The organism is Streptomyces sp. NPDC003943, from assembly GCF_053605265.1.
Window position 1 is genome coordinate 25,389 of record NZ_JBSGIW010000028.1, and the last position, 16,409, is coordinate 41,797.

The 16,409-nt window shown below is 69.8% G+C and carries 12 protein-coding genes and 2 pseudogenes; 9 read left to right on the forward strand and 5 right to left on the reverse strand.

Annotated elements, in window-relative coordinates; all coding sequences use genetic code 11:
- Positions 1-19: 19 nt before the first annotated feature.
- Positions 20-1,342 (reverse strand): NYN domain-containing protein, encoded by a 1,323-nt coding sequence (locus ACWEV0_RS14545; protein ID WP_453149606.1) that lies wholly within the window; start codon positions 1,340-1,342, stop codon positions 20-22.
- A 241-nt stretch (positions 1,343-1,583) separates the two neighbouring features.
- On the opposite strand from ACWEV0_RS14545, the gene ACWEV0_RS14550 reads away from it, so the two are divergent.
- The 3 genes and pseudogenes from ACWEV0_RS14550 to ACWEV0_RS14560 all read left to right on the forward strand — a co-directional run bounded on the left by ACWEV0_RS14550 (position 1,584) and on the right by ACWEV0_RS14560 (position 3,462).
- Positions 1,584-1,766 (forward strand): hypothetical protein, encoded by a 183-nt coding sequence (locus ACWEV0_RS14550; RefSeq protein ID WP_453149608.1) that lies wholly within the window; start codon positions 1,584-1,586, stop codon positions 1,764-1,766.
- A gap of 123 nt (positions 1,767-1,889) precedes the next feature.
- Positions 1,890-2,866, forward strand: a pseudogene (locus ACWEV0_RS14555) (IS630 family transposase); the annotation flags it as partial.
- 146 nt (positions 2,867-3,012) lie between these two features.
- Complete coding sequence (locus ACWEV0_RS14560) at positions 3,013-3,462, forward strand: hypothetical protein (RefSeq protein WP_453149609.1); 450 nt, start codon at positions 3,013-3,015, stop codon at positions 3,460-3,462.
- An 82-nt stretch (positions 3,463-3,544) separates the two neighbouring features.
- Here the strand turns inward: ACWEV0_RS14560 and ACWEV0_RS14565 are convergent, their stop codons facing one another.
- Positions 3,545-3,910 carry a hypothetical protein gene (locus tag ACWEV0_RS14565; RefSeq protein WP_453149611.1) on the reverse strand — a complete coding sequence of 122 codons (366 nt, stop codon included), beginning with the start codon at positions 3,908-3,910 and terminating at the stop codon, positions 3,545-3,547.
- Positions 3,911-4,117: 207 nt separating this feature from the next.
- Here ACWEV0_RS14565 and ACWEV0_RS14570 point away from each other — a divergent pair.
- Positions 4,118-4,309, forward strand: a pseudogene (locus ACWEV0_RS14570) (IS630 family transposase); the annotation flags it as partial.
- A gap of 18 nt (positions 4,310-4,327) precedes the next feature.
- Here ACWEV0_RS14570 and dnaE read toward each other — a convergent pair.
- On the reverse strand, positions 4,328-7,867 hold the full coding sequence (gene dnaE, locus ACWEV0_RS14575) for a DNA polymerase III subunit alpha (protein WP_453149613.1): 3,540 nt from the start codon (positions 7,865-7,867) through the stop codon (positions 4,328-4,330).
- Positions 7,868-8,051: 184 nt separating this feature from the next.
- On the opposite strand from dnaE, the gene ACWEV0_RS14580 reads away from it, so the two are divergent.
- From ACWEV0_RS14580 to ACWEV0_RS14600, 5 genes are all read left to right on the forward strand, one after another.
- Positions 8,052-9,377, forward strand: coding sequence for a DUF2252 domain-containing protein (locus tag ACWEV0_RS14580; protein WP_453149615.1), 1,326 nt, complete (start codon positions 8,052-8,054; stop codon positions 9,375-9,377).
- Positions 9,378-9,441: 64 nt separating this feature from the next.
- On the forward strand, positions 9,442-10,128 hold the full coding sequence (locus ACWEV0_RS14585) for a hypothetical protein (RefSeq protein ID WP_453149617.1): 687 nt from the start codon (positions 9,442-9,444) through the stop codon (positions 10,126-10,128).
- 70 nt (positions 10,129-10,198) lie between these two features.
- Positions 10,199-11,014 carry a DsbA family protein gene (locus ACWEV0_RS14590; RefSeq protein WP_453149619.1) on the forward strand — a complete coding sequence of 272 codons (816 nt, stop codon included), beginning with the start codon at positions 10,199-10,201 and terminating at the stop codon, positions 11,012-11,014.
- 180 nt (positions 11,015-11,194) lie between these two features.
- Positions 11,195-12,841, forward strand: a complete 1,647-nt coding sequence (locus ACWEV0_RS14595; protein ID WP_453149621.1) for an alkaline phosphatase D family protein — start codon at positions 11,195-11,197, stop codon at positions 12,839-12,841.
- 317 nt (positions 12,842-13,158) lie between these two features.
- Positions 13,159-14,127 (forward strand): zinc metalloprotease, encoded by a 969-nt coding sequence (locus tag ACWEV0_RS14600; protein WP_453149623.1) that lies wholly within the window; start codon positions 13,159-13,161, stop codon positions 14,125-14,127.
- Between the two features lie 61 nt (positions 14,128-14,188).
- Here ACWEV0_RS14600 and ACWEV0_RS14605 read toward each other — a convergent pair whose 3' ends face one another.
- Both ACWEV0_RS14605 and ACWEV0_RS14610 read right to left on the reverse strand, forming a co-directional pair.
- Positions 14,189-14,767 carry a dienelactone hydrolase family protein gene (locus tag ACWEV0_RS14605; RefSeq protein WP_453149625.1) on the reverse strand — a complete coding sequence of 193 codons (579 nt, stop codon included), beginning with the start codon at positions 14,765-14,767 and terminating at the stop codon, positions 14,189-14,191.
- A 27-nt stretch (positions 14,768-14,794) separates the two neighbouring features.
- A complete protein-coding gene (locus ACWEV0_RS14610) occupies positions 14,795-16,381 on the reverse strand; it encodes a Na+/H+ antiporter (RefSeq protein WP_453149627.1) in 1,587 nt (528 codons plus the stop codon).
- Positions 16,382-16,409 lie beyond the last annotated feature (28 nt).

Below are 16,409 nucleotides of genomic sequence, written 5' to 3' on the forward strand. Positions count from 1 at the left end.
GTACTCACGAGGGATGAGCCTAAGGGGTGCCGCGGCTCTCCTCGGGCGCGGGGGCGTGTTGGGCGGCGGCGTGCACGTCGATCTCGCGCCAGAATCCGGCCCGGATCGCATAGCGGTCGTGCTCGTCGATCTGGTCGTCCTTGTGGGCGAGCAGTCCGAAGCGGGCGGCGTAGCGGAGCAGTTCGCCGTCGATGCGGTGCGGGATGCGCGGGTACATGGTGGCGAGTTTCGGTACGTGGCCGGGCTCGGGCAGCCGGTCGAGCCAGCGGCGCGCGAAGACCTGGCCGACCTCGTAGGGGTCGCCGCCGACGGTGGTGATGTCCTCCTCACGGTCGGCCCAGCGCTGCTCGGCGCTGGTGAGCTGGGCGAGGGTGGGCAGGGAGGCGGTCTCGGCCGGTTCGCCGAGCGACGGGGCGGGGCGGTCGATCCAGCCCTTGTCGGAGGACCAGCGGAGGGTGGCGCCGGTGGGGTGCGGGGCGGCCGGCGGGGTGGGGCCGCGCAGGCCGGCGAGGTCCTTGGGGGTGGGCACGCTCCGGCCGGTGGCGGGCGCGGGGACGCCGGAGCCGTTGACGGAGCCGTTCACGCGGTCGTCGGCGCCGGGGGCCAGGTCGGTCCGGGTGTCGTCCCGGCGCCCGGCGGCGGGCCTGTCGTGCGAGGCGGCCGCCGCTGCCGCCGCGGCGGCCCGTTCGGCGGAGGCGGCGAGGGCGGACTCGGGCAGCGGCGCGGAGAGGATCGCGGCGATCTCGGGGCGGGGCACCGGCGGCGGGGCGCACACTCCGGTGAGGTCCTTGGCGCGGATGGCGCGGGTGATCCAGGTCCGGTCGAGGACCCGGCGTTCGTCGGCCTCGGCGACCAGGTCCTCGGACTGGTTGTAGTCGCCGTCGGCGGCCTGGACGGCCCACAGGTGGACGGCGACGCCGTGTTCCTTGGCGGACATCAGGCCGGGCAGCAGGTCGCCGTCGCCGGTGACGAGGACGATGTCGGAGCAGGCGCGGTTGCGGGAGAGCTCGGTGAGCTCGGCGTGCATGGCCGCGTCGACGCCCTTCTGGGCCCAGCGCCCGTCGCTGCGGGTCAGGGCGCCGAGCCGGACGGTGACCCGGGGCAGCACGCGGAGTCGGCGGTGTTCGGGCTGGGGCACCCGGTCGGGCGCTCCGTCGAACCAGTAGATGCGCAGCAGGGGCAGCTGGGTGTCGGCCTCGGCGCGGTCGCGCAGCTGCTGGATGAGCGCGGCGTGGTCGACGGTGATCCGTGAGCGGGCCGGTTCCCCGGCGAGCAGGCTGGCGGCGGCGCCCAGCAGATAGCCGGCGTCCACCAGGACGACGCATCGGTCCACGTGTTCCACCCTCTTTCGCCGAACCTGCTCGGGAACCTCGGGATCGGAAGTGCTCCGGGTTCCTTCGAGTCTGCCCGACCGGGGTGGCGTTGACGTCCGGAACTGGATCATCGGCGTGGCGGATCTCACTCGGATTCCACTCGGGAACGACGCCTACTGTCCGTAATGATCCAAAATGCGACGCTTTCTGCCATGTGTGAGTCTGGCAGCGGCCCTGGCCCCCACACCCCCTTGAGGAGGCATCATCACCATGGCCAAGAACCGCAAGCAGGATCGCAGTCAGCAGCCGCCGCAGCGCGGCTCGCAGGCCGAGCGCGGCCAGCAGCAGGCCGAGCGCTCGTCGATGGAGTCGCAGTCGGAGCAGCGCATGAGTCAGGTCACGCCTGGCGACATGGCCCGCAAGGGCCGGCAGAAGCGTTTCGGCCACAACTGACGGCCGGCGGCCCGAAGAGGCCGGTGCACGAGGATGAACGAAGGGGCGCGCCCGTGACGACGGGCGCGCCCCTCGCGCGTATCGCGGACCCGAGCGTCCCCGGGGCCTGTCCGGCGGATCAGGCTGGCAGAGCCTGTGCGGGTCCGCAGACTGACCGATCAGGAAGGACAGAAGCTGCAGCAGATCGTCCGCCGGGGCAGCACCAGCTCGGTGCGCTACCGGCGGGCAATGATGTTGTTGGCGTCCGCCGGCGGGAACCGGGTGCCGGTTATCGCCCGGTTGGTCCACGCCGACGAGGACACTGTGCGGGATGTGATCCACCGGTTCAACGAGATCGGTCTGGCCTGCCTGGACCCTCGATGGACGGGAGGCCGTCCCCGCCTGCTCACCCCTGACGACGAGGACTTCGTCGTCCAGACGGCCACCACCCGCCCCGCCAAGCTCAGCCAGCCCTTCACCCGCTGGTCGGTACGCAAACTCGCCGACTACCTGCGGAAAGTACACGGACGCATCATCCGTCTCGGCCGGGAGGCCTTACGCTGCCTGCTCCGGCGCCGCGGCATCACCTTCCAGCGCACCAAGACCTGGAAGGAGTCCCCCGACCCCGACCGCAACGCCAAGCTCGACCGGATCGAGCATGTTGTGGAACGCTTCCCGGACCGGGTCTTTGCCTTCGACGAGTTCGGACCCCTGGGGATCCGGCCCACCGCGGGCTCCTGCTGCGCGAAGCAGGGCAGGCCCGACCGGGCTGCCGGCGACCTTCCGCCGCACCCACGGCATCACCTACTCCCACGGCTGCTACTCCGTGGGCGACGACACGCTGTGGGGCGTCAACCGCCGCCGCAAGGGCACCACCAACAGCCTGGCCGCACTGAAGTCGATCCGCGCCGCCCGGCCCGACGGCGCCCCGATCTACATCATTCTGGACAACCTCTCCGCCCACACCGGCGCGGACATCCGCCGCTGGGCGAAGAAGAACAAGGTCGAACTGTGCTTCACCCCGACCTACGCCTCCTGGGCCAACCCGATCGAGGCCCACTTCGCACACGGTCCAGACCCGGGCCCTGCATGCCTACCTCCGCTGGCGCAACGCCAACGCCCTAGCGCTGACTGGGCATCGGCTCGGCAACCTCCGAGAAGGCGCCTGATAGGTGGTCCCGGTCAGCCAAAGTGACCTATCCATAGGGTATTTTGACTGGCCTTCTATCTCGAACCGACTATCCAGGACGAATGAAAGGAGAGCACCATGAGCATCACCAGGACCGCACGTAGGACGCGGGCCAAGATGACCGTGTCCATCGCGGCCCTGGCCGCGGGCTCACTCATACTCACCGCCTGCAGCGGAAGCAGCGACAGCGCCAGCAAGCTCGACGGTACCTACTACGTCAAGGACGTCAACGGCACGTCCGACCTCGGCCAGCTGGTCGTCAAGGGCAACAGTGTCTCGCATCATGAGTACAGCTGCGACGGTGTCTACGAGAAGCCGGGCGTGACCAGCACCGGCGAGTTCAACGAGGATCACTCCCAGATCATCTGGACGGTCGCCGGAGACGACAGCCGCAACGAGCGGACCGGCAGCGAGTCGATCTCAACCAGCACCACCTCGATCAGCATCAGCGGTAGCGCGTACGTGCGGGACAACTCCGATGCGGGCAAAGCTCTGTTGGACGGCTTCAAGACCAAGTGCGGGAAGTAGCGTCGACGTCCCGCTCGGCCGGCCAAGCAGCGCAGAACCCTGTGGGCATCGCGTCCACGGGGTTCTGTCCTTCCTTGGCTGGTCAAGCCTCTGACGTCTGCTCCTGAAGCTGCAGCGCCCGGTATTCCTCGATCGTCTCCGGCGGCTGGCCGTATTTCGGGGCATGCCGCTCGACGAAATCGAGTTCGGCCCATGCCTCTGGCCTCCGCATCCTCGACTGGGCCACCACGACGAACATCACGGCGCTGACGCCGATGTTGGACAGACACCACCCCGTCAGCAGCACCATCAGCACCACAGGCAGATCATTCTCGATCTCCATGGTGCCCAAAACACCCAAGCCTGCGCCGTTGACCAGAAGGCCCGCCACCAGACGCGCCAGGATCCTCGGCTCGTCACGATGCCGCACGGCGCGCACCATCTCGCCGACGAACACTACGGTAGCCACAGCCGCCGCAGTACTCAGTGCCAGCTCACGGATCCCGGTGACCCACCCCCCTCCTCCTCGCGCTCCTCAAAGGACGACGCACCGGGTGAGGGTGATCGTTCTCATCGGGTGCGTCAGACCTCCGCGCTCGCCGTCGATCGGACGATCAGTCTCCCTCGCGCCGGCCTCGGCGGAGGCCACCGGCTGGCTGCTGCTGCGGCTTTGGGGGCCAACTCCCACCACCCCAACCATACGGTCCAGACCCGGGCCCTGCATGCCTACCTCCGCTGGCGCAACGCCAACGCCCGCCACCGCGACGTCCTGGCCGCCGAACGTAAGGAACGCGCTCGCATCCGCAGCGAGAGAGGCATCCGCTGGGGCGGACGCCCACTCGCCACTGCGGCCCGAGCGAACCGGTGAACCTATGCGGTCAGAGCACTAGCCGGCCAGGCAGGACGGGCCGAGGAGCACCTTCAGGTCGCCGAAGAGCGCCGGGTCGGGCTGCACCCGGTGCCGGTCGAGCCGCAGCACCGTGGTCTTCCGGGGGCCCTGGAGCTTGATCCGGACCTCGGTGTTGCCCTTGTGGTGCCCCAGGATCTCGCCGAGGCGGCTGATCATCGGCGGCGTCACCTTCACCGTCGGGATGGTGAGGACGACCGGCGCGTTGGTACCCGCGTTCGACAGGTCGGGGACCATCAGCTCCATCGCGACCAGCCGCGGGATGTCCTCGCGCTTGTCGAGCCGGCCCTTGACGAAGACGACCGCGTCCTCGACCAGCTGGGTGGAGACCAGCTGGTAGGTGGCCGGGAAGAACATGCACTCGATGGAGCCGGCCAGGTCCTCGACGGTGGCGATGGCCCAGGCGTTGCCCTGCTTGGTCATCTTCCGCTGGAGGCCGGAGATGATGCCGCCGATGGTGACGACCGCGCCGTCCGCGTGCTCACCTCCGGTGAGCTGGGAGATGCCGGCGTCGGTCTTGTCCGACAGGACGTGCTCCAGACCGAAGAGCGGGTGGTCGGAGACGTACAGACCGAGCATCTCCCGCTCCTGGGCGAGCAGGTACGACTTCTCCCACTCGACGTCGGAGAACTCGACGTCGAGGCCGAAGCCCGGCTCGCTGCTGTCCTCGTCGCCCATGCCGCCGAAGAGGTCGAACTGTCCCTCGGCCTCCTTGCGCTTGACCGCCACCACGGTGTCGATCATCGGCTCGTGCTGGGCGACCAGGCCCTTGCGGGTGTGGCCCATGGTGTCGAAGGCGCCGGCCTTGATCAGCGACTCGACCGTGCGCTTGTTGCAGACCACGGCCTCGACCTTGTCGAGGAAGTCGGGGAAGGAGCTGTACTTCCCCTTGCTCTTGCGCGTCTTGATGATCGACTCGACGACGTTGGAGCCGACGTTGCGGACGGCGGTGAGGCCGAAGAGGATCACGTCGTCGCCCTGGGCGGCGAAGTTCGCCTCGGACTCGTTGACGTTCGGCGGGAGCACCTTGATGCCCATGCGACGGCACTCGTTCAGGTAGACGGCGGACTTGTCCTTGTCGTCCTTGACCGAGGTGAGCAGTCCGGCCATGTACTCGGCCGGGTGGTTGGCCTTGAGGTAGGCGGTCCAGTAGGAGACCAGGCCGTACGCGGCGGAGTGCGCCTTGTTGAAGGCGTAGCCGGCGAAGGGGACCAGGACGTCCCACAGGGCCTGGATGGCCTCGTCGCTGTAGCCGTTCTTCTTGGCGCCGGCCTGGAAGATGGTGAAGTTCTTCGCCAGCTCGTCGGGCTTCTTCTTGCCCATGACGCGGCGGAGGATGTCGGCCTCGCCGAGCGAGTAGCCCGCGATGATCTGGGCGGCCTTCTGCACCTGCTCCTGGTACACGATCAGGCCGTAGGTGACGTCGAGAACCTCCTTGAGGGGCTCCTCCAGCTCCGGGTGGATCGGAGTGATCTCCTGCTGCTTGTTCTTGCGCAGGGCGTAGTTCGTGTGCGAGTTCATGCCCATCGGGCCCGGGCGGTAGAGCGCGGACACGGCGGAGATGTCTTCGAAGTTGTCCGGCTTCATCAGCCGGAGCAGGGAGCGCATGGGACCGCCGTCGAACTGGAAGACGCCGAGCGTGTCGCCGCGCTGGAGCAGTTCGAAGGTCTTGGGGTCGTCGAGCGGGAGGGCGAGCAGGTCGAGGTCGATGCCCTTGTTCGCCTTCACCATCTTGACGGCGTCGTCCATGATGGTGAGGTTGCGCAGGCCGAGGAAGTCCATCTTCAGCAGGCCGAGCGACTCGCACTGCGGGTAGTCCCACTGCGTGATGGTGACGCCGTCGGTGTGCCGGACCCAGATCGGGGCGTGGTCGACGATCGGCTCGCTGGACATGATCACGCCGGCGGCGTGCACGCCCATCTGGCGGACCAGGCCCTCGACGCCCTTGGCGGTGTCGATGACCTTCTTCACGTCCGGCTCGTTCTCGTACATCGCCCGGATCTCGCCCGCCTCGCTGTAGCGCGGGTGGCTGGGGTTGGTGATGCCGTCGAGGTCGATGCCCTTGCCGAGGACGTCGGCGGGCATGGCCTTGGTGAGGCGGTCGCCCATCGCGTACGGGTAGCCGAGGACCCGGGCGGAGTCCTTGATCGCGTTCTTGGCCTTGATCTTGCCGTACGTGCCGATCATGGCGACCTTGTCGGCGCCGTACTTCTCGGTCACGTACCGGATCACCTCGACGCGCCTGCGCTCGTCGAAGTCGATGTCGACATCGGGCATCGAGATGCGCTCGGGGTTGAGGAAGCGCTCGAAGATCAGGCCGTGCGGGATGGGGTCGAGGTCGGTGATGCCCATGGCGTACGCGACGATCGAGCCGGCCGCGGAGCCTCGGCCGGGGCCCACGGCGATGCCCTGGCTCTTCGCCCACATGATGAAGTCGGCGACGACGAGGAAGTAGCCCGGGAAGCCCATCGAGATGATGGTGTCCATCTCGTACTCGACCTGCTTCATGCGGTCTTCGGGGATCCCGTTCGGGAAGCGCCGGTGCATGCCCCGCATGGTCTCCTCGCGGAACCAGGTGACCTCGGTGTACCCCTCGGGGATGTCGAACTTCGGCATGAGGTTCTTGGCCTCGAACATGCCGGTGGTGTCGATCTGCTCGGCCACCAGGAGGGTGTTGGCGCAGCCCTGCTGCCAGGCGTCCGAGGAGTCGATGGCGTACATCTCGTCCGTGGACTTCAGGTAGTAGCCGGTGCCGTCGAACTTGAAGCGGTCCGGGTCCGAGAGGTTCTTGCCGGTCTGGATGCACAGCAGGGCGTCGTGGGCGGTGGCCTCGTGCGCGTAGGTGTAGTGCGAGTCGTTGGTGACCAGCGGCGGGATGCCGAGCTTCTTGCCGATCTCCAGGAGCCCGTCGCGGACCCGGCGCTCGATCTCGATGCCGTGGTCCATCAGCTCCAGGAAGTAGCGGTCCTTGCCGAAGATGTCCTGGTACTCGGAGGCGGACTTCAGGGCCTCGTCGAACTGGCCGAGGCGCAGCCGGGTCTGCAGCTCGCCGGAGGGGCAGCCGGTGGAGGCGATCAGGCCCTCCGACCACTGGGAGATGGTCTCCTTGTCCATCCGGGGCCACTTCTGGAGCCAGCCCTCGGCGTAGGCGTCGGAGGAGAGCTTGAAGAGGTTGTGCAGACCGGTGGCGTTGGCCGCCCAGATCGTCTTGTGGGTGTAACCGCCCGAACCGGAGACGTCGTCCTTCTTCTGGTGCGGCTGGCCCCACTGGATCTTGCGCTTGTTGCGGCGGGACTCGGGCGCCACGTACGCCTCGATGCCGATGATCGGGGTCACGCCGGCCTTCTTGGCCGAATGGAAGAAGTCGTAGGCCCCGTGCAGGTTGCCGTGGTCGGACATGGCGATATGGGTCATGCCCATCTCGTTGCACGCGTTGAACATGTCCTTCAGCCGCGCGGCACCGTCCAGCAGGGAGTACTGGGTGTGGACGTGGAGGTGCGTGAAGGGCGGCCTGGTCACGGTGGGGATGCCTCCATACGAATTTCTGGGGGGACAGCGTGGAAGTCTACGTCGGCCGACTGACACCGGCCGGGCACTGGGCGGTACGGTCGCGCGTTGGGAGACAGGGAACACCTGTCCCCATTTGTCACGCACCATTTTCGGCCACTCTTCGTGCCGGATCGCCCACCAGGAGGCACCTTCGATGTCGGTTCCGCAGCCCACCGCCGCCGAGCGCGGTGAGCAGATCCTCGCCGTCTTCGACACCGCCTTCGGCGAGCTGCTCGCCGCCGACCCCGCCGCCTTCAAGGTCAAGTTCCGGAAGATGGCCGGCTCCGCCTTCGCCTTCTACCGGGGCACGGCCTGCCTCTTCTACAAGGACCTGGAGCGGGAGGCGCACGGCGGGCCGTTCCTGGACGAGCGGACCGGCCGGGTGTGGATCCACGGCGACCTGCACGCCGAGAACTTCGGCACCTACATGGACGCCAACGGGCGGCTGATCTTCAACGTCAACGACTTCGACGAGGCGTACGTCGGCCCCTTCACCTGGGACCTCAAGCGGCTCGCCGCCTCGCTGGCCCTGATCGGCTACGCGAAGGCGCTCAGCGACGCGCAGATCACCGAGCTGGTGACGGTGTACGCCGCCGCCTACCGGGAGCGGATCCACGCGCTCGCGACCGGCGCCAAGAACGACGAGATCCCGCCCTTCACGCTGGACACCGCCCAGGGCCCGCTGCTCGACGCGCTGCGCGAGGCCCGCGCGCTGACCCGCTTCGGGCTGCTCGACTCGATGACCGAGATCCGCGAGTTCGAGCGCCGCTTCACGGCCGGCGGCGGCTCCATCGAGCTGGACGCGGCGACCCGCTACAAGGTGCTCGCCGCCTTCGACGGCTATCTGGAGACGCTGCCCGAGTCCAGCCTGGCCCGCCCCGACTCGTACCGGGTCAAGGACGTCGTCGGCCGCCGCGGCATCGGCATCGGTTCGGCCGGCCTTCCCTCGTACAACATCCTCCTGGAGGGCAACAGCGACGCACTGGAGAACGACGTCGTCATCTACATGAAGCAGGCGCAGACCCCGGCGGTCTCCCGGCACGTCACGGACGCGGCGGTACGGGGCTACTTCCACCACGAGGGCCACCGCACCGTGATCTCGCAGCGGGCGCTCCAGGCGCACGCGGACCCGTGGCTCGGCTGGACGGAGCTGGACGGGGCCGGGCAGCTGGTCGCGGAGGTGTCGCCGTACGCCGTCGACCTGGACTGGTCGGACATCGACGACCCGGAGGAGATCGCGGCGACCGTCGCCGACCTCGGCCGGGCGACCGCGGCGATGCACGCGGCGGCGGACGACTCCAGCGGCCACTCGCTGGTGCCGTTCTCGACGGAGCGGGCCATCGACGCGGCGATCGCGGCCGACGAGGAGGGCTTCCCGGCGCTCCTGGTGGACTTCGCCCACGCGTACGGCGCCCGGGCGCGGGCCGACCACCAGATCTTCGTCGACCTGTTCCGCAACGGCCGGATCCCCGGCCTGTAGGAAGCACGGCTCACAGCCCGGCCTTAGGGACCCCTTATGGCCGGGCATGGGAGAATTCCTCGCGATGGACATGGCAGGAATCCAGTTGAGAGCCCTCCGGGCGGCGTTCTTCACGGCACTGGTCGTGACGCTGTCCGTGGCCTCGCACGTCCTGCTGTCGGGGGTGCCGCTGCCGCTCGGCACGGTCGTCCCGGTCGCGGTGGCGGTCTTCGGCGTGGCCTTCGCACTGGCCGGCCGCGAGCGCGGCCTCGGCCCGATCGCCGGGCTCCTCGTCCCGCTGGAGCTGGCCGCCGACACGCTGTTCACCAGCGGCCAGGTGGCCTGTTACGGTCCCGCCGGCGGCCCGGTCGCCGGGTCGCTGCGCTCGGTCGGCCTCGACGTGGACTCGCTGTGCGGCGGCGCCGTCGGCACCCCGCTGCCCGGGGTCGCGGCGCCCGGCTCCGAGGGTGTGACCGCCCTGCTCTCCTCCCCCGACCCGGCCGTGCCCTGGCTGCTGCTCGCCGCCCACGTGGCGGTCGGGCTGACCGCGGCCTCCTGGCTGCGCGGCGGGGAGCGGGCCCTGGCCCGGCTGCTGCGCGCGGCCGTGGCCTTCGCCTTCCGGCCGCTGCTGCTCGTGGTGGCCTTGGCCCGCACGGCCGGGCCCGGCCCGCGGCGCGCCGGGCGTCCGGTGGAGCGGCCGCGCCGCTCCCGCACCCGGCTCTGGGCGCACTCCGTGGGGCGGCGGGGACCGCCGTGCCTCGTCCTCGCCTGACTCCCCGAGTCGGCGCAGGGACACAGCACGCGATTCCCCGTTCCTCCTCCCTTTCACGGAGTGCCTCACCATGAGCAAGCGCAACAGCCAGGAGAACAAGGCCGCCGCCCGCGAGCGGCTGCGCGCCGAGCGCGAGAAGCAGGCCAAGAAGGACAAGGCCCGCCGGCAGCTGATCGTGGCCGGGTCGGCGGTCGCCGTCCTCGCCGTCGCCGGCGGCATCGGCTTCGCCGTCGTCCAGGCCAACAAGCCCTCCCAGTGGGAGGCGGCCGCGGACGCGAAGAGCGTCACGGCGCCGAAGAACACCGAGGGCACCGACGGGACCACGGTCGTCATCGGCAAGCCCGAGGCGAAGAAGACCCTGGAGGTGTACGAGGACTCGCGCTGCCCGGTCTGCGCGACCTTCGAGCAGGGCGTGGGCGGCACCGTGGAGAAGGACGTCGCCGACGGCAAGTACAAGATCAAGTACATCGGCGCCACCTTCATCGACAACTCCGACCAGGGCCAGGGCTCCAAGAACGCCCTGTCGGCGCTGGGCGCGGCGCTCGACGTGAGCCCCGAGGCGTTCCTGAAGTACAAGGCGGCGCTCTACTCGACCCAGTTCCACCCGGACGAGCGCGACGACAAGTTCGCCAAGGACTCCTACCTGCTGAAGGTGGCGGACTCGGTGCCGGCCCTGAAGGGCAACGCCGAGTTCCAGAGGAACGTCGAGGAGGGCACCTTCGACGCCTGGGCGATGAAGATGTCGAAGGCCTTCGACAAGAGCGGGGTCACGGGCACGCCGACGCTGAAGATGGACGGCAAGGCCCTGACCGTCGCGGGCAGCAAGAACCCGCCGCTGACGGTGGACCAGTTCAACACGGCCCTGACGCAGGCCCTCAAGGGCTGACGCCCCTCCCCCCTTCCTCTTCTTCGCCGGAGCCGCCGGAGCCGCCGGAATCGCGAAGTCGCCGGAGTCGCCCGGAGCCGCCGGAGCGGGGAAGAGGAAGGGGACGGTCCGGCGAATGCTGGACGAACATTCGTGCAGACCCCTGCCCGTTCGCCCTACCCGGCGGTAATCTGACGGGCCGTGACCAGTCGTAACCTCATATCCGCCCCCAGCCGCCGCACCGTGGTGAAGGCCGCCGCCGTCACCGCCGCCGTCGCGCCGGCCCTGGTGGGCGCCGCCTCGACCGCGCTCGCCGCCTCCGGGGCTCCCGCGTTCCTGCACGGTGTCGCCTCGGGCGACCCGCTGCCCGACGGCATCCTGCTCTGGACGCGCGTCACGCCCACGCCCGACGCCGTGCCCGGTTCGGGCCAGGGCCCCGATGTCACGGTCGGCTGGGAGCTCGCCGAGGACCGCGGCTTCACCCGGATCGTGGCCGGGGGCACCACCGTCGCCTCCGCCGGCTCCGACCACACGGTGAAGGCCGACGTCCGCGGACTGCGGCCGGCCACCGCGTACTTCTACCGCTTCACCGCGGGCGGGACCGTCTCCCCCGTGGGCCGCACCCGCACCGCCCCGGCCGCCGACGCGGCCGACGGCATCCGCTTCGGCGTGGTGTCCTGCGCCAACTGGGAGGCCGGCTACTTCTCGCCGTACCGGCACCTGGCCGCCCGGACCGACCTGGACGCGGTCCTCCATCTCGGCGACTACATCTACGAGTACGCGACCGGCGCCTACCCGGAGGCGAAGTACGTCGTACGGCAGCACCGGCCGGCGCACGAGATCCTCTCGCTCGCCGACTACCGCGTCCGGCACGCCACCTACAAGACGGACGCCGACCTCCAGGCGCTGCACGCGGTGCACCCGATCGTGGCGATCTGGGACGACCACGAGTTCGCCAACGACGCCTGGTCGGGCGGGGCCGAGAACCACACTCCGGGCACCGAGGGCGTCTGGGCGGACCGGGTGGCGGCGGCCAAGCGGGCGTACTTCGAGTGGATGCCGGTGCGCACCTCCACGGAGGGCACGGTCTACCGCCGGCTGCGCTTCGGCCGGCTCGCCGATCTGCACCTGCTCGACCTGCGCTCGTTCCGTTCCCAGCAGGCGGGCGTGGGCAGCGGCAAGGTGGACGACCCGGAGCGCTCCATCACCGGCCGGGCACAGCTGGACTGGCTGAAGTCCGGTCTGGTGGCCTCGGACGCGACCTGGCAGCTGGTGGGCACCTCGGTGATGATCTCGCCGGTCGCCTTCGGCGCGCTGCCGGCCGATCTGCTCGGCCCCCTCGCCGAGCTGCTCGGGCTGCCCAAGGAGGGCATCGCGGTCAACGTCGACCAGTGGGACGGCTACACGGACGACCGCAAGGAACTGCTGCAGCACCTGGTGGACCGCTCGATCCGCAACACGGTCTTCCTGACCGGCGACATCCACATGGCGTGGGCCAACGACGTGCCGCTGAAGGCCGCGACGTACCCGCTGTCGGCGTCGGCGGCGACGGAGTTCGTGGTGACCTCGGTGACCTCGGACAACCTGGACGACATCCTGCACGTGGCGCCGGGCACGGTGTCGCTGGTGGCCGCGGCCGCGGTGAAGACCGCCAACCGCCATGTGAAGTGGGTGGACATGGACCACCACGGCTACGGCGTGCTCGACGTGACGGCCGACCGCTCGCAGATGGACTACTACACGGTGTCCGACAAGGCGGACCGCGACGCGACGGCCTCGTGGGCGCGTTCGTACCGCACGCTCAACGGAACGCAGCGTGTCGAGCGGGTGTACCAGCCGGTACGCTGACCGATCACTTTGAGCCATGATCCGCTTTGTTAACGGAAGATCACATGGCTACGGCGGGTGGTGAGTCCGGAGCTTCGAACCCGGACACATCACCCGCCTTTGGCGCTCCTTCCGTTACGTCCACGTCTCAAACTCCGGAAACGGCGCAAGTTTTTCTTCCCGTTGACCCTATTTGCCCGACGAATGATTGGGCTTGATCAACCCTCAGTGGCATATGGCATGGACGCGTAATCTCCCCGCCGTGGCGAGGAAGTACCTCTCCACAACCCCCCGCGAGGAGTCCCCCCGTGCGCGCTCTTGCCCGTATATCGCCGCGTATGTCGCGTCGTCTGCTCGGCACCGCCATCATGGCCGGAACCCTGGCCCTGGCGCCGCTGTCCGCCCCGGCGGCCGCCCCGGCCGGCGGCACCACCACCCTGGCCTCGGCCGAGAAGTGCGCCGACGGTGTCGCCGCCCTCTCCGGCGCCCGCAAGGCCAAGGGCAGCGCCACCCAGGCCGAGCCCAACGAGCTCACCGCCGCCCAGGCCAAGGCCCTGGACGCCGACCTGGCGAAGAAGGTCTCCGCCGCCCGCGCCGAGGGCCGGGTCTCCTCCGCCGCCGGTCTCGCCGCGGCCACGACCATCCCGGTCTACTTCCACGTCATCCACAGCGGCACCGCGGGCAACCTCAGCTCGCAGGACATCAACAACCAGATCAGCGTCCTCAACGCCGCCTACGGCGGCCAGGGCACCGGCAACGTGGACTCGGGCTTCCAGTTCTCGCTGGCCGGCACCGACTACACGGACAACGCGACCTGGTACAACCTGTCCTCCGGCTCCCAGGCCGAGAAGGACATGAAGACCGCCCTGCGCAAGGGTGGCGCGGGCGCGCTGAACATCTACACCGCCAACCTCGGCGGCGGCCTGCTCGGCTGGGCGACCTTCCCGTCCTCGTACAACTCCAGCCCGAACATGGACGGCGTCGTCATCCTCGACGCCTCGCTCCCGGGCGGCTCGGCCGCCAACTACAACGAGGGCGACACCGCCACCCACGAGGTCGGCCACTGGATGGGCCTCTACCACACCTTCCAGGGCGGCTGTAACGGCAACGGCGACTACGTCTCCGACACCCCGGCCGAGAAGAGCGCCGCGTACCAGTGCCCGACCGGCCGTGACTCGTGCACCTCGAAGCCGGGCGTGGACCCGATCCACAACTTCATGGACTACACGTACGACTCCTGCATGTACCAGTTCACCGCCGGCCAGGTGGCCCGCATGAACGACGCGTGGACCGCGTACCGCGCCTGACGGGCCTTCACGCACGACGGCGGCCCCGGGGACTCCCCGGGGCCGCCGCCCTTCTCCTCGCCTACAGGCTGTCCAGGAAGGACAGCCCCACCGCCCAGGTCCGCTCCGCCGCCTCCGCGTCCCAGTCCGGCGACTCCGGGTCGGTGTAGAGGTGCCCGGCGCCCCGGTAGCGGTAGATCTCCACGTCCGCACCGGCCTTGCGCATCTGCAGGTACCAGGCCGACAGCCAGTCGTCCGTCTCGAACGGGTCCGGCTCGGCCACGTGCAGCTGCACCGGCAGGTCGTCCACCGAAGCCGACTCGGCGATGTCCGAGGTGCCGTGGAGGAGCAGCAGCCCGCGCGCCTTCTCGTCGCCGAGCGCGAGCGTCTGCGCCACCGAGGCACCGAAGTCCAGGCCCATGTAGACCAGGCCGCGCTCCGAGTACGGGGCCGCCGCCAGGACCGCCCGCTTCAGCAGCTCGTCCTTGCCGATCTCGTCCCGCAGCGCCATGCCCTCCTCGGCGGTCCCGGCCGTCCGTCCGTCGAAGAGGTCCGGCGTCCAGACCTGGTGTCCGGCTGCCCGGAGCCGCTCGGCGGCGGCCTGCACGGAGGCGTCGAGTCCGTGGACGGAGTGGAAGAGCATGATGTCCATGCGCCCCATCCTGCCATCCGGCCGCACCCCCGCAGGTCAGCGCATGCTGCGCACGTCCAGCTGCCGCAGCACCCGGTCCACCACCTCCGGGTCGGCGCCCGGCTCGCTGCGAGCCGAGAGCACCGCGTGCCGGGCGGCCGACATCATCTCCCGCTGGATCCGGTGGATCGACTTCAGCCGGTCCACGCGCTGGGTGAGCGCCGCCCGCCGCTCCTCGTCCACCATGTCCACGCTGATCCGCGCCCCGATGTCGAAGGCCCCGCGGAGCAGCCGCTCGGCCACCTCCTCGGGAAGCTCCTCGACCTCCTCGATCTCCTTGAGCCGCGCCTTGGCCGCCTTCGCCGCGCGGATCGCCAGGTCCCGCTCGAAGGCCCGCTCGGCGTCCGTGTCGGCCTTCACGCCGAGCAGCTTCACCAGCCGGGGCAGCGTGAGGCCCTGCACCACCAGGGTCGAGATGATCACGCAGAAGGCGATGAAGATCAGCTCGTCCCGGCCGGGGAAGGGCGAGCCGTCGTCGGTCCGCAGCGGGATGGCGAGCGCGAGCGCGACCGAGGCCACCCCGCGCATCCCGGCCCACCACATGACGACGCTCTCCCGCCAGCTCATCGGGATGTCCTCGGCGTAGTCCCGCCGGTCGTGCAGCTTCTTCGCCACCCAGGCGGCCGGCAGCAGCCAGAGCAGCCGGACCACGACCACCACGCCGACGACGGCCGCGCCCCAGCCGAGCATCTGCCGGCCGCGGCCCTCGGCGACGCCGAAGACGTGCACCAGCTCCAGCCCGATCAGGCCGAAGGCGATGCCGGTCACGAGGGTGTCGACGACCTCCCAGAAGGTCTGCCCGGCGAGCCGCCCCATCACGTCGTCGGCGTCGCTCGCGTATTCGGCCAGGAAGAGCGCGGTGACCAGGACGGCGAGGACCCCGGAGCCGTGCAGTTCCTCGGCGAGCACGTACGACACGAAGGGCACGAGGAGGGTGAGCCCGGTCTGCAGCGTGGGGTCGCCGAGGACGCCGATCAGCTTGTTGGTGATCCAGCCGAGCGTGATGCCGACCGCGACGGCGACGACGGCCGACAGGACCAGCTCGGCGAGCGCCCGCGGCCAGGAGAAGCTGCCGCTGACGACCGCGGAGATCGCCACGTGGTAGAGCACGATCGCGGTGACGTCGTTGAAGAGCCCCTCGCCCTCCAGGATCGACACCAGGCGCCGGGGCAGCCCGAGGGAGCCGGCCACGGCCGTGGCCGCGACCGGGTCGGGCGGCGCCACCAGGGCGCCGAGGGCGAGCGCGGCGGCCAGCGGGATGCCGGGCACCAGCGCGTCCGCGACCGCGCCGACGGCGGCCGTGGTCACGAAGACAAGGGCCACCGCGAGCAGGAAGATCGGGCGCCTGTTGGCCGCGAACTGCCGCCAGGAGGTGCGCTGCGCGGAGGCGTAGAGCAGCGGCGGCAGCACCAGCGGCAGGATGAACTCGGGCGGGATGTCCACGTTCGGCACGAAGGGCAGGTACGCCAGCACGATCCCGACGAGGGTCATCAGGACGGGTGCGGGCAGTCCGAGCCGGTCTCCGAGGGGCACGGTCAGCACGGCGCCGAGCAGCAGCAGGAACAGCAGGGCGAGCTGGTCCACGGAGGTCCCCTTCAGCGCGACGAAGATC

What these genes read in the sequence shown, in the direction of transcription:
- ACWEV0_RS14580 (WP_453149615.1), top strand. Translation starts at nt 8,052, where the DNA reads ATGTCGGTTCCGCAGCCCACCGCCGCCGAGCGCGGTGAGCAGATCCTC.
- ACWEV0_RS14550 (WP_453149608.1), top strand. Translation starts at nt 1,584, where the DNA reads ATGGCCAAGAACCGCAAGCAGGATCGCAGTCAGCAGCCGCCGCAGCGC.
- ACWEV0_RS14560 (WP_453149609.1), top strand. Translation starts at nt 3,013, where the DNA reads ATGAGCATCACCAGGACCGCACGTAGGACGCGGGCCAAGATGACCGTG.
- ACWEV0_RS14605 (WP_453149625.1), bottom strand. Translation starts at nt 14,767, where the DNA reads ATGGGGCGCATGGACATCATGCTCTTCCACTCCGTCCACGGACTCGAC.
- ACWEV0_RS14600 (WP_453149623.1), top strand. Translation starts at nt 13,159, where the DNA reads ATGTCGCGTCGTCTGCTCGGCACCGCCATCATGGCCGGAACCCTGGCC.
- ACWEV0_RS14585 (WP_453149617.1), top strand. Translation starts at nt 9,442, where the DNA reads ATGGACATGGCAGGAATCCAGTTGAGAGCCCTCCGGGCGGCGTTCTTC.
- ACWEV0_RS14590 (WP_453149619.1), top strand. Translation starts at nt 10,199, where the DNA reads ATGAGCAAGCGCAACAGCCAGGAGAACAAGGCCGCCGCCCGCGAGCGG.